The organism is Rhodoferax sp. (assembly GCF_030653815.1).
Taxonomy (GTDB): Bacteria; Pseudomonadota; Gammaproteobacteria; order Burkholderiales; family Burkholderiaceae_C; genus Rhodoferax.
The window spans coordinates 26,707-38,298 of the sequence record NZ_JAURYQ010000041.1 but is presented as its reverse complement, the minus strand read 5'-3'; the positions used below and the strand labels follow the sequence as shown (position 1 = coordinate 38,298).

Sequence of the window (11,592 nt, the reverse complement as noted above, 5' to 3'; positions counted from 1 at the left end):
ATGAGCACCACTTTCCAAGATGACAAACCTGTCACCTCGTCTCTGCTGATCATGGGTTATGAGGTCGTCATCGGCTTCGAAACCCACGCCCAGCTCTCCACCCAGTCCAAGATTTTCAGCCGCGCGCCGACCGCCTTTGGCGCCGAGCCCAACACCCAGGCCTGCGCTGTGGACCTGGCCCTGCCCGGCACCCTGCCGGTGATGAACAAGGGCGCGGTGGAGCGTGCCATTGAATTCGGTCTGGCCGTGGGCTCGCACATTGCCGAGCGCAGCGTGTTTGCCCGCAAGAACTACTTCTACCCCGACCTGCCCAAGGGCTACCAGATCAGCCAGTTCGAGATTCCGGTGGTGCAGGGCGGCGCGGTGGAGTTTTACCTGGAAAGTGGAAAAGGCCTTGATGCGGTGCTGGAGAAAAAATCGGTGCGCCTGGTGCGCGCCCATCTCGAAGAAGACGCCGGCAAGTCGCTGCACGAAGACTTCATCGGCCAGACTGGCATCGACCTGAACCGCGCCGGCACACCGCTGCTGGAGATCGTGACCGAGCCCGACATGCGCTCCAGTGCCGAGGCCGTGGCCTATGCCAAGGAACTGCACAAGATCGTCACCTGGATCGGCATTTGCGACGGCAACATGCAGGAAGGCTCGTTCCGCTGCGATGCCAATGTGTCGGTGCGCAAACCCGGTGCCGCGTTCGGCACCCGGCGTGAGATCAAGAACCTGAACAGCTTCAAGTTCATGCAGCAGGCCATCGACTTTGAAATTCGCTGGCAAATTGAAGAGCTGGAAGATGGCCGTGCGATTCAGCAGGCCACCGTGCTGTTCAACCCTGACACGGGTGAGACGCGCGCCATGCGCACCAAGGAAGACGCCGCCGATTACCGCTATTTCCCCGACCCCGATCTGCCGCCGCTGGTGATCGCCCGCGAGTGGGTGGAACGCGTGCGCCGCGACATGACCGAGCTACCGCGCGTGATGGCGCAGCGTTTTGTCACCGACTACGGCCTGTCGGACTATGACGCCACGACGCTGACGCAAAGCCGCGAGGTGGCGGCCTATTTTGAAGCGGCCACCCAGGCCTGTGGCCAAGCCAAGCTGGTCGGCAACTGGATCATGGGCGAGGTCTCGCGCCGGCTCAATATGGCTGAAGTCGACATCAGCGCTTGCCCGGTCACGCCAGCGCAGCTGGCGCAACTCGTGACTCGCATCCAGGACGGCACCATCTCCAACAACGCCGCGCGCCAGGTGCTCGATGTGCTGTGGTCGGCGCCCGAGAGCACGGTCGATGCCATCATCGAGGCCAAGGGTCTCAAGCAGATGAACGACACCGGCGCTTTGGAAAAAATAGTCGATGCCGTGCTGACGGCCAACCCGAAGAATGTGGCCGAATTCCGTGCCGGCAATTCCAAGGCACTGAATGCGCTGGTGGGTCAGATCATGAAGGGCAGCCAAGGCAAAGCCAACCCGCAGCAGGTCAACGCACTGTTGTTGCAAAAACTGGCCTGATGCCCCCGCCTGGATTCAGCGGGTCGGACCCGCTGTGGCCGCATTGGCTTGCCACAAAGGTTCCAGGCGCTCCTGCTCTTCATCAAAACGCGCGTTGATGCGCTGAATTTCCTTGTCCTTCTCGGCCAGAAAGCGCTCTTGCTCGACCAGACTTTGCGTCACTCCTGCCATCTGGCGCTGCAAATTGGCGGGTGCCTTGCTCGGGTCTTTGGCGTAAAACGCCATTTCCTCATTCAGTTTGCTGCGCTCGGCCAGCAGGTCCTTCAGGCGCTCTACGCCCACCTGCTTGACAAGTTGCACTTGGGCCAGCGCCTCTTCCCGATCTTTCTGGTGCGCAACGAGGTTGGGGTAGCGCACCAACAGCGCCCGCTCCATCCGCTTTTCTTCTTCTTTTCTGGCGCGTTCTTTTTGCTCGGCCCGGATTCTGGCCTCGGACTGGCTTTGCTCGTAAGGCGTCAGGACCGGCCCGATTCTGGCTTTCACGGTACCGCTCGGATTGAGAATCGTCTGCTCGCGGTCCCTGCATTCAGCGATCGGTCGGTCTGAGGTGAGCTTGCGCCCGCTGGCATCGGTGCAGGTGTAGATCTGGGGCACCGGTCCGGCCGCGCCCTGAGCCCACAGGCTGGCCCCAAATGTCGCCAGCAACAGCCCGGCGGTGACCTGGCCAAGCCTGGCGCAAGCTAAGGCAGTCGTCATGTGAACACCCCGGACACACCATAACGTTCCCGATAGGCCTGCACCCGCTGGTGGGCATCGACTAAGCCGGGCACGGCGTGTTGCGCCAGATACCGCAGCAGGTCTTCCAGCCGGGCAATCGCGCACACCTGCAGACCCAGCTGCTGTTGCACATACTGCACCGCACTGTGATTGACGTCGAGGCCGTTTTCAGTGGCTTTTTCCTGCCGGTCCAGCGCAATGACCACGGCATGAGGTTGGGCGCCAGCGGCCTGGATCAGGGCAATGGACTCGCGCACGGCCGTGCCGGCTGACATCACATCGTCAACGATCAAAACCCGGCCCTGCAGCGGGGCACCGACCAGCGTGCCACCTTCGCCATGGTCTTTGGCCTCCTTGCGGTTGTAACAAAACGGCACGTTGCGACCCAGCCGCGCCAGCTCCACGGTGAGCGCGGCGCCCAGTGGAATGCCCTTGTAGGCGGGGCCAAAAATCATGTCGAATTCGAGGCCGCTGGCGAGCAGGCGCTGCGCATAGAATTGCGCCAGTCGGCCCAGCTTGGCACCATCGTCAAACAGGCCGGCGTTGAAAAAATAAGGGCTTAATCGCCCGGCTTTGGTCTTGAATTCACCAAAGCGCAGCACTCCGCAATCCACCGCAAACTGGACAAATTCCAGCGCCAGCGCGTCCTGGCCTGGCATTTGTGTTGTCTGGGGTCCATTACGCTCTGTCATGAAAAAGTCCTTGTTCAAATTAACCAGCCTGAACCTCAATGGCATCCGCTCGGCCTGCAATAAAGGCCTACCGGCGTGGATCGCGGCCCATGCCCCCGATTGTATTTGTGTCCAGGAAGTCAAGGCCCAGAATGACGATTTACTGGGCCGCTTCGAGCAATTGCATGAACTGCGCGGTTACTTTCATTTTGCCGCAAAAAGGGGTTATTCAGGGGTTGGAATTTACAGCCGCCAGCAGCCCAGCGACGTGCTGGTGGGTTTTGGTGAACCCGAGTTTGATGCCGAAGGGCGCTATGTGGAGTTGCGCTTCGACAGCGCCGGTGTCAAGCGTTCCATCATCAGCTGCTATTTCCCCAGTGGCTCGTCAAGCGAGGAGCGGCAACAGGCCAAATTCAGGTTCCTTGACGCGATCTACCCGCATTTGCAGGGTCTGAAAGCCGAGCGCGAGTTTGTGTTGTGCGGCGACGTCAACATTGCGCACAAGGAAATTGACCTGAAGAACTGGAAAAGCAACCAGAAGAACTCCGGCTTTTTGCCCGAAGAACGGGCCTGGATGAGTAAATTGCTCGGAGACGGCGGCCTGGTGGACGTGTACCGCCAGCTGCACCCCGACGCCACCGACGAGGCCTACACCTGGTGGAGCAACCGGGGCCAGGCCTATGCCAAAAATGTGGGTTGGCGACTGGACTACCATTTGGCGACGCCTGGCCTGGCCTCAGGCGCCAAAGCGGTTGCCATCTACAAAACCGAAAAGTTTTCGGACCACGCCCCCGTCACGGTTGACTACGATTGGCAGGCCTGAGGCCATGAACACGGCAGGCCGGCACCCTGGCTCTGTCATCGAGGTGTTTCTTGCCTTCCTGAAGCTCGGATTGACCTCTTTTGGCGGACCGGTGGCGCACCTGGGCTTCTTCCGCACCGAATTTGTCGAACGGCGCCGATGGCTGGACGACAGCAGCTATGTTGACCTGGTGGCTTTGTGCCAGTTTCTGCCTGGCCCCGCCAGCAGCCAGGTCGGCATGGCGCTCGGCCAGCGCCGCGCCGGCTGGGCGGGCGCCCTGGCGGCCTGGGTCGGTTTCACGCTGCCCTCGGCGGTGGCGCTCATTGTCTTTGCCTATAGTGTCCAACAGTGGGCCGGCCTGGCGCAGTCGGGGGCGGTTCATGGGCTGAAGGTGGTCGCGGTCGCGGTGGTGGCCCAGGCGGTTTGGGGCATGGCCCGGTCGCTGTGCCCGGACCGGCTGCGGGCCAGCGTGGCGGTGCTTAGCGCGTTGCTGGTGCTGGCGTTGCCCTCTGCCGGCGGGCAAATCCTGGCCATCGTGTCCGGCGCCGTCATCGGGCGCTGGGCCCTGCAACTGGCGCACCTGCCCGCAGCCCGGCACCACGACCACGGCATCAGCAAGACCACCGGGGCGGTGCTGCTGTTGCTTTTTGTTGCCTTGTTGCTCGGACTGCCACTGCTCGCCACCATCGCCCCGTCGCCACTGGCGACCGTGGTTTCGAGCTTCTACCGGGCCGGCGCGCTGGTGTTTGGCGGCGGCCACGTCGTGTTGCCACTGCTGCAGCTGGCCGTGGTGCCCAATGAACTGGTCAGCCCGACGCTGTTCCTGGCAGGTTACGGTGCGACCCAGGCCGTACCAGGCCCGCTGTTCACTTTTGCGGCTTACCTGGGCGCCGTCATGTCAGTGCCGCCCGGTGGCTGGTTTGGTGGCCTGCTGCTGCTCGCGGTCATTTTTGTGCCGGCCTTCCTGCTGGTGTTGGGCGCCTTGCCATTCTGGGAGCTGCTGCGCCAGCGCGACGGCGTGCAACGGGCGCTGGCCGGCGTCAACGCGGCGGTCGTCGGCATTCTTGGCGCGGCGCTTTATGACCCGGTATGGACCAGCGCCATTCATGCGTGCAGTGATTTTGCATTGGTACTGGCGGCCTTCGGGCTGCTGGTTTATGGCCGGCAATCACCCGTCGTGGTCGTGCTGCTGGCGGCGCTGGCCGGCTGGCTGCTCGCAGCCTGAGCGCTTATTATTCCGGCATGACTGCATCCACCTCCACACCCGCTGCCAAACCTTCCTGGACAAGCACCTTGCGGGTCTATCTGGAGCCCGCCAGCCTGCGCATGCTCATCCTGGGTTTTTCGGCCGGCCTGCCCTTGCTGCTTGTGCTGGGCACCCTGAGCTTCTGGCTGCGCGAGGCCGGCATTGACCGCACCACCATTGGTTACCTGAGCTGGGTCGGCCTGGCCTACGCCTTCAAGTGGCTCTGGGCGCCACTGGTGGACCGGCTGCCGATTCCGCTGCTCACGCGCTGGCTCGGGCGCCGGCGCAGCTGGCTGCTGCTGTCACAACTGGCCATCGTCTGGGGCCTGATTGCCATGTCCTTCAACGACCCGCAGGTGGCGCTCGCGCCGGTGGTCTGGGGGGCGCTGGCGGTGGCCTTTGGCTCGGCCACGCAGGACATTGCGCTCGACGCATTTCGCATCGAGTCGGCGGACATCAGCCGCCAGGCCGCACTGGCGGCGTCCTACCAGACCGGTTACCGGCTGGCCATGATCTGGGCCGGGGCCGGTGTGTTGTGGATTGCTGCCGGGGCCCAAACGGTGACCAGCGGCTACCAGCACGGCGCCTGGCACACCGCCTACCTGGTCATGGCGGCCAGCATGGGCTTAGGGCTAGTCACTGTGTTGCTATCGCCCGAACCCCTGCGCCTCCCCATGCCCGCCGCCAAAAACGCCCTGGACTGGCTGCGCGGCGCGCTGATCGAACCGTTCGCCGATTTCTTGCGCCGCTACCAATGGCAGGCGGCACTCATTCTGGCGCTGATTGCCGTTTACCGCATCAGTGACGTGGTGATGGGCATCATGGCCAATCCGTTTTATGTCGACATGGGCTACACCAAGGCCGAAGTCGCCACCGTCACCAAGGTCTACGGCGTCATCATGACGCTGGCCGGCGCCTTCATTGGCGGGGCCATGGCCATGCGCCTGGGGGTGATGCGGGTACTGATGCTGGGCGCGGTGCTCAGCGCAGCCAGCAACCTGCTGTTTGCGGCCCTGAGCACGCGCGGCCACGACCTGACCGGACTCATTTTCGTGATCTCGGCCGACAACCTGGCCGGCGGCATTGCCTCGGCCGCGTTCATTGCCTACCTCTCCGGCCTGACCAATGTCAATTACTCGGCCACCCAGTACGCGCTGTTCAGCTCCATGATGCTGCTGTTGCCGAAATTCATCGCCGGCTATTCGGGGGTTTATGTCGACGCGTTTGGCTACCAACACTTCTTCACCGCCACCGCCCTGTTGGGCGCGCCGGTGTTGCTGCTGGTGTGGCTGGCAGCGCGCGTGAAACCGGCCTGATTTACCCAACTTTACCCCCCCTTCAAGCGCTGGATGCCCTTAGCCCCTAGACTCAAAACCATGAACCAACACCTGCTGATGATCGAGGACGATGCCCGCCTGGCCGACATGGTCAGCGAGTACCTGCGCCAGTCCGGTTACCAGGTCGCGCATGCCGGAGAAGGCTTGAGCGGCTTGGCCGCCTTGCAGGCCCAGCCCGCCGACCTGGTGATTCTGGACTTGATGCTGCCCGACATCGATGGCCTGGAAGTGTGCCGGCGCATTCGGTCCCTGCCCGGCGCGCTGGCCCAAACGCCGATTCTGATGCTCACGGCCAAGGGCGACCCGATGGACCGCATCATCGGGCTGGAAATGGGCGCTGACGACTACCTGCCCAAACCCTTTGAGCCGCGTGAACTGTTGGCGCGCGTGCGCGCCGTACTGCGCCGCCATGGCGAGACGCCAGCGCCGAGCAACGACAACGTCATGCGTTTTGGCAGCCTGGAAATTGACCGTGATGCGCGCGTGGTCAGCGTGGCCGGCCAAGTCTGCGAGCTGACCTCTTACCAGTTTGACCTGCTGGTCGCTTTGGGCGAGCGTGCCGGGCGCGTGCTAACGCGTGACCAGATCATGGAAGCCGTGCGCGGCCGCGAGCTTGAGGCCTTTGACCGCTCCATCGACGTGCACATGGGCCGCATCCGCGCCGCCATCGAGGTCGACGCCAAAGACCCCAAACGCATCCTGACAGTGCGCGGCGTGGGTTATGTGTTTGCCCGCCAACAAGACTGAAGCGCCAAGAGGTCAACTTGTTCAACAAGCTCTATGTTCGCATCTGGCTGGCTGTGGTACTGGCCGTGGCCGTGCTCATTTTGCTGGTGGGCTGGGCCTGGCGACTGGCGGCCGAGCCACCGCTGCGCGACATCGAGGTGCGCAACCAGGCGGGTCAGATCATTGGCAAGGGGCGTTCGCGCGCCCTGCCCGGCGACGATGCACTGGGGCCGCAACAACACGATCAGCAGGGCCTAGGCATGATGCGCCGCTATGAACTCACGCCCCTGTTGCCACCGCCTGAGCCGTCAGAAGCCGATGCGCTGACCGATCCCAGTCGCCCCAGAACACATCCTGGCGTCAGTCGGCCTGGCCGTGGCGGCCCCGAATTTGTGGTGCGCATGCACGATGGGCAAACCATGCGCATGCACCTGGTGCGCGCCCCCGCCTCGTTCTGGAGCCGCCCGCCTTTTGGCTTTGCCTGGATGCTGGTCTGGGTGGGCCTGGCCGTGGCGCTGGCCACTTACCCGATCGTGCGCACGCTGACACGCCGGCTGGAACGCCTGCAAAACGGCGTGCAGCAGTGGGGTGAAGGTAATTTGTCAGCCCGCGTGCCGGAAACCGGCGAAGACGAGGTGGCTTTCCTGGCCCGGCGTTTCAACCAGGCCGCCGAGCGTGTGCAAACGCTGGTGCACTCGCACGAAGCACTGCTGGCTTCGCAAAAATCGCTGCTGGCCAATGCCTCGCATGAGCTGCGCTCGCCGCTGACGCGCATTCGCATGGGGCTGGAACTGATGAGTGCCGGCACCTCCTCGGCGTTCAAGGCCGAGATCACCCGCAACATCAACGAACTGGACCAATTGATCGAAGAGATTTTGCTGGCCAGTCGCCTCGACGCCCGCGAGGCCGACCTGGGCACCATTGAGTCGGTCGACCTGATCGGCCTCGCCGCAGAGGAATGTGGCCGGGTCAATGCCGAACTGGATCTGCCCGCGCCACTGGATGCAGGCACGGCCATCACCGAGCTGGCGGTCCCGGGCATCAGCAAGCTGCTGCGCCGAGCCGTGCGCAATCTGCTGGAAAACGCCCGCCGCTACGGTGCCGGCGAGATCCACCTGAGCCTGAGCCAAACCGACAGCCTGGTGGTGATCCGGGTGTCGGACCATGGGCCGGGTGTTCCGCCTGAATTGCGCGAACGCATTTTCGAACCGTTTTACCGGCTGCCTGGCGCCACCGAGCGCGATGGCGGTGTCGGCCTGGGGCTGGCACTGGTCAAGGCCATCGCCCAGCGCCACGGCGGTCACGTTGCTTGCGAGGACCGGCCCGGCGGCGGTGCCACCTTCGTGCTTGAGCTGCCAAAAAAATAGGTATCAAACCCCCCAATTGGGGGATATCCGGACCACCGCATGGCCGCTATAGTTCATCTCACTGCTGTCACAGTCATGAAGCACAGACCTTAGTCAACGTCTTTGATCTTCTTTGATGTCGTCTCTGAGTTCGTGAAGTTTCCAACGACGTTCCTCCTTCGGGGGAACCTTTACAAGCCACCCTCGGGTGGCTTTTTTTTACGCCAGCAAAGCCCTGACCCGAGATGGCAGGATGTCATTGAGGCAACGCGTGTGTCCCAGCGGGCAAACACGCTGAAAGCAAGGTGCGCACGTCAGTGGCGGCTGGTAGTCGGCGTCTGATTTAAGCCACAGCACCTTGGCCAGTGCATTGAGCGGCGGGGTGTGCAGCGGACTGCTGGAGCCGAAAATGGCCACCTGCGCCACCCCAAAGCCCGCCGCCACGTGCATCAGGCCAGAATCATTGCTCACCGCACTTTTACAAGCCGAACTGACCCCTAGAGCTTGAACCAGAGTGGTCTTTCCCGCCAGATTGATGCAGTGCCCTGGGCGCTGCACGTTGACCGGGTCGGCGATGGCGGCGCACAGCGCGGCTTCCTTGCCCGAACCCAGCAGCACCACCGGCAAATCCAGTTGTTCTGCCAGCGCGGCAAAGTGGGCGGCAGGCCAGCGTTTGGCGTCGCCATATTCGGCGCCGGGCGCAAACACGTGATAACCCAGGCGTGTCAGGTTCAAGGCGCGCAAGGCGGCATCCACCTCCTGCGCAGCGAGTTGCAATTGTGGTCGGTCAGCCGCCACATCCGTCTCACCGCTCAGTGCCGAGTAAAACGCCACCATCGGCGGGCGCTGCCCCTTGGCCGGATTTTTCAGGCGTTGCGTCAAGAGCCCAAAGCGCGCCTCGCCCACATAACCCACCCGCGTCGGAATGCCCGCCAGAAAAGGCAGCAGCGCGCTTTTGAGTGAATTGGGGCAAATGTAGGACACATCGAATCGGCCCCTGATCTGGCTGGCCATGCGCCAGCGTTCACGCCATTGCAAGCCGCCGTGGGCGAACGGGAATTCAATGACATCGGCCACTTGCGGCATGGCCCGGTAAACCGGCGCCACCCAGGGCAAAGCGCCGACGGTCAGCTGTTCACCCCGAGCAGCGAGGCGACGCAACAGCGGCTCGGTCATCACCGCGTCGCCAATCCATTGCGGGGCGACGATGAGGGCGCGCTTCACCGATCAATGACCGTGGAAATGCTCGCCTTCCTTGAGCTTGTACACCGTACCGCAATAGGGGCACTTGGCCTGGCCGGTGCGGGCCACGTCCAGATACACCTTGGGATGGCTGTTCCACAGCTTCATGTCGGCCAGCGGACTGGGGCAATACACCCCGCCCTGGTGGTTCAGGTCTTTGGCCAGCAGTTCTACGGTTGCGCTTGTCATGGGGGTCCTTTGATCAGTTGAGGACAGAGCAAATTTGCTTCGCAAATCTTGGTCTGTCCCGCAAGGTTTCAGATTTTCGTCAGCCAGTGGGCGTATTTGGGGTTGCGGCCGTTGACGATGTCAAAGAACGCGCTCTGGATTTTTTCGGTGATCGGGCCGCGGGTACCCACGTAGCCGGCCTTGCCCAGCTCGATGCGGTCCAGTTCGCGAATCGGCGTGATCTCAGCGGCGGTGCCGCTGAAGAAAGCTTCGTCGCAAATGTAGATCTCGTCACGGGTGATGCGCTTTTGCACCACTTCAATCCCAAGGTCCTTGCAGATGTGCAGCACCGTGTTGCGGGTGATGCCGTTGAGCGCACCGGCCGACAGGTCCGGCGTGTAGACCACGCCGTCTTTCACCACAAAAACGTTTTCGCCGGAACCCTCGCTGATGAAGCCATTGGCATCAAGCAGCATGGCTTCGTCGTAACCGTCGTCCAAGGCTTCGGTGTTGGCCAGAATGGAGTTGGTGTAATTGCTGACCGCCTTGGCCTGCGTCATGGTGATGTTGACGTGGTGGCGGGTGTAGCTGGAAATCTTGACGCGGATGCCGCGTGTCATGCCTTCGTCGCCCAGGTAAGCACCCCAGGCCCAGGCCGCCACCATCAGGTGGATGTGGTTGCCCTTGGGGCTGACGCCAAGTTTGCGGCTGCCGATCCAGCTCAAGGGGCGCAGGTAGCAGGACTCGAGTTTGTTGGCGCGCACCACGTCGACTTGCGCCTGCATGATTTGTTCCTTGCTGAACGGAATGCTCATGCGCAAAATCTTGGCGCTGTTAAGCAGCCGTTGGGTGTGCTCTTCGAGCCGGAAAATGGCGGTGCCGTCGGCCGTTTTGTAGGCGCGCACCCCTTCAAAGACGCCACAACCGTAGTGCAAGGTGTGGGTCAGAACGTGGATCTTGGCGTCACGCCATTCCACCATCTGGCCATCCATCCAGATTTTTCCATCACGGTCAGACAGGTCGGGCGGTAAGGGGCTCATCGGTTATTCCTTCAGATTAAGGGGGCAATACTGCAAAAGGCAGATTTTACGGGTCCGGCGAAGTGCTGTTGCGAGAATTTCGCCGTTTGTGGGATCCGGTTGGGCAAAGCCGGGAAATCGCAGTATTCTTCGCCAACCTGGGTTGGCTCGTGTGCCGGCCCGCGCCATGTTCAATATCAGGAGAATTTCATGAGCCGCACCTTGATCCCTCGTTCCATCCCTGGCTGGCTGGCCGCTGGACTGCTGTTGGGGGCCTGCAACCTGGGCGCACAAGCGCAAACTCCAACCGCAAGCGCAGCGAAGGCGCGTTATGAGGCCGACAAGAAATTGTGCGCTGACGAAGCCTCGTCAGAAGCGCGGCTGCAATGCCGCCGTGACGCCAAGGCGATTTACGACAAGGCGATGGCCGCCCTTGCGCCGCCCAAACCAACCACATTGCCGGCGGTGTGCACCACTTGCGGCACGGTCACGGCCGTCAAGGTCACTGAAAAACCTGGCGAAAGTAATGCGCTGGGCATGATCGCCGGCGGCGTGGCCGGTGCGGTGCTGGGTAACCAGGTGGGTGGCGGCACGGGCAAAACCCTGGCCACCGTTGCCGGTGCCGCTGGCGGTGCCTATGCCGGCAAGAAAGTTCAGGAGAACATGAACGCCAGCAAGGTCTGGACGGTGAGCGTGCGCTACAACGACGGCAAGACGGCTGAATTCAACTACGAGCAAGACCCTGGTTTCAAGTCTGGCGATGCGGTACGCAAGTCTGGCGATGTGCTGGTGCGGAACTGATCTTGATCGGTTGG

12 protein-coding genes are annotated in these 11,592 nt (G+C 62.5%); 7 read left to right on the top strand and 5 right to left on the bottom strand.

The window, feature by feature from the left end; genetic code table 11:
* Complete coding sequence (gatB, locus tag Q7U49_RS15650; protein ID WP_304765822.1) at nucleotides 1–1,503, top strand: Asp-tRNA(Asn)/Glu-tRNA(Gln) amidotransferase subunit GatB; 1,503 nt, start codon at nucleotides 1–3, stop codon at nucleotides 1,501–1,503.
* Between the two features lie 15 nt (nucleotides 1,504–1,518).
* On the opposite strand, the gene Q7U49_RS15645 is transcribed toward gatB, so the two are convergent.
* Nucleotides 1,519–2,199: a DUF4124 domain-containing protein gene (locus Q7U49_RS15645; RefSeq protein ID WP_304765819.1), complete on the bottom strand. Its 681-nt coding sequence runs from the start codon at nucleotides 2,197–2,199 to the stop codon at nucleotides 1,519–1,521.
* Nucleotides 2,196–2,912, bottom strand: coding sequence for an orotate phosphoribosyltransferase (gene pyrE, locus Q7U49_RS15640; protein ID WP_370654024.1), 717 nt, complete (start codon nucleotides 2,910–2,912; stop codon nucleotides 2,196–2,198). Before pyrE ends, Q7U49_RS15645 begins: the two co-directional genes overlap by 4 nt.
* Before the next feature lie 10 nt (nucleotides 2,913–2,922).
* Here pyrE and Q7U49_RS15635 point away from each other — a divergent pair, with 10 nt between their 5' ends.
* Genes Q7U49_RS15635 through Q7U49_RS15615 form a run of 5 tightly spaced genes read left to right on the top strand, consistent with a single transcriptional unit; the run spans nucleotide 2,923 to nucleotide 8,369 of the window.
* Nucleotides 2,923–3,714, top strand: coding sequence for an exodeoxyribonuclease III (locus Q7U49_RS15635; protein ID WP_304765816.1), 792 nt, complete (start codon nucleotides 2,923–2,925; stop codon nucleotides 3,712–3,714).
* A gap of 4 nt (nucleotides 3,715–3,718) precedes the next feature.
* Nucleotides 3,719–4,918 (top strand): chromate efflux transporter, encoded by a 1,200-nt coding sequence (gene chrA / locus Q7U49_RS15630; RefSeq protein WP_304765813.1) that lies wholly within the window; start codon nucleotides 3,719–3,721, stop codon nucleotides 4,916–4,918.
* A 17-nt stretch (nucleotides 4,919–4,935) separates the two neighbouring features.
* A complete protein-coding gene (locus Q7U49_RS15625) occupies nucleotides 4,936–6,255 on the top strand; it encodes an AmpG family muropeptide MFS transporter (protein WP_304765811.1) in 1,320 nt (439 codons plus the stop codon).
* A 60-nt stretch (nucleotides 6,256–6,315) separates the two neighbouring features.
* Nucleotides 6,316–7,023, top strand: a complete 708-nt coding sequence (locus Q7U49_RS15620; protein WP_304765810.1) for a response regulator — start codon at nucleotides 6,316–6,318, stop codon at nucleotides 7,021–7,023.
* A 17-nt stretch (nucleotides 7,024–7,040) separates the two neighbouring features.
* Nucleotides 7,041–8,369 carry an ATP-binding protein gene (locus Q7U49_RS15615; protein ID WP_304765808.1) on the top strand — a complete coding sequence of 443 codons (1,329 nt, stop codon included), beginning with the start codon at nucleotides 7,041–7,043 and terminating at the stop codon, nucleotides 8,367–8,369.
* Nucleotides 8,370–8,567: 198 nt separating this feature from the next.
* Here the strand turns inward: Q7U49_RS15615 and waaF are convergent, their stop codons facing one another.
* The 3 genes from waaF to Q7U49_RS15600 all read right to left on the bottom strand — a co-directional run bounded on the left by waaF (nucleotide 8,568) and on the right by Q7U49_RS15600 (nucleotide 10,798).
* A complete protein-coding gene (gene waaF, locus Q7U49_RS15610) occupies nucleotides 8,568–9,572 on the bottom strand; it encodes a lipopolysaccharide heptosyltransferase II (RefSeq protein WP_304765805.1) in 1,005 nt (334 codons plus the stop codon).
* Nucleotides 9,573–9,575: 3 nt separating this feature from the next.
* Complete coding sequence (locus tag Q7U49_RS15605) at nucleotides 9,576–9,779, bottom strand: zinc-finger domain-containing protein (protein WP_304765802.1); 204 nt, start codon at nucleotides 9,777–9,779, stop codon at nucleotides 9,576–9,578.
* Nucleotides 9,780–9,847: 68 nt separating this feature from the next.
* Complete coding sequence (locus Q7U49_RS15600; protein ID WP_304765799.1) at nucleotides 9,848–10,798, bottom strand: branched-chain amino acid transaminase; 951 nt, start codon at nucleotides 10,796–10,798, stop codon at nucleotides 9,848–9,850.
* 189 nt (nucleotides 10,799–10,987) lie between these two features.
* Here Q7U49_RS15600 and Q7U49_RS15595 point away from each other — a divergent pair, with 189 nt between their 5' ends.
* The gene (locus Q7U49_RS15595) at nucleotides 10,988–11,578 is read left to right on the top strand and encodes a glycine zipper 2TM domain-containing protein (protein WP_304765796.1); all 591 of its coding nucleotides are present in this window, start codon (nucleotides 10,988–10,990) and stop codon (nucleotides 11,576–11,578) included.
* The last annotated feature ends 14 nt before the right edge of the window (nucleotides 11,579–11,592 follow it).

Coding starts and splice junctions, on each gene's coding strand:
- gatB (WP_304765822.1), top strand. CDS start 1: ATGAGCACCACTTTCCAAGATGACAAACCTGTCACCTCGTCTCTGCTG.
- Q7U49_RS15645 (WP_304765819.1), bottom strand. CDS start 2,199: ATGACGACTGCCTTAGCTTGCGCCAGGCTTGGCCAGGTCACCGCCGGG.
- pyrE (WP_370654024.1), bottom strand. CDS start 2,912: ATGACAGAGCGTAATGGACCCCAGACAACACAAATGCCAGGCCAGGAC.
- chrA (WP_304765813.1), top strand. CDS start 3,719: ATGAACACGGCAGGCCGGCACCCTGGCTCTGTCATCGAGGTGTTTCTT.
- Q7U49_RS15625 (WP_304765811.1), top strand. CDS start 4,936: ATGACTGCATCCACCTCCACACCCGCTGCCAAACCTTCCTGGACAAGC.
- Q7U49_RS15620 (WP_304765810.1), top strand. CDS start 6,316: ATGAACCAACACCTGCTGATGATCGAGGACGATGCCCGCCTGGCCGAC.
- Q7U49_RS15605 (WP_304765802.1), bottom strand. CDS start 9,779: ATGACAAGCGCAACCGTAGAACTGCTGGCCAAAGACCTGAACCACCAG.
- Q7U49_RS15600 (WP_304765799.1), bottom strand. CDS start 10,798: ATGAGCCCCTTACCGCCCGACCTGTCTGACCGTGATGGAAAAATCTGG.
- Q7U49_RS15595 (WP_304765796.1), top strand. CDS start 10,988: ATGAGCCGCACCTTGATCCCTCGTTCCATCCCTGGCTGGCTGGCCGCT.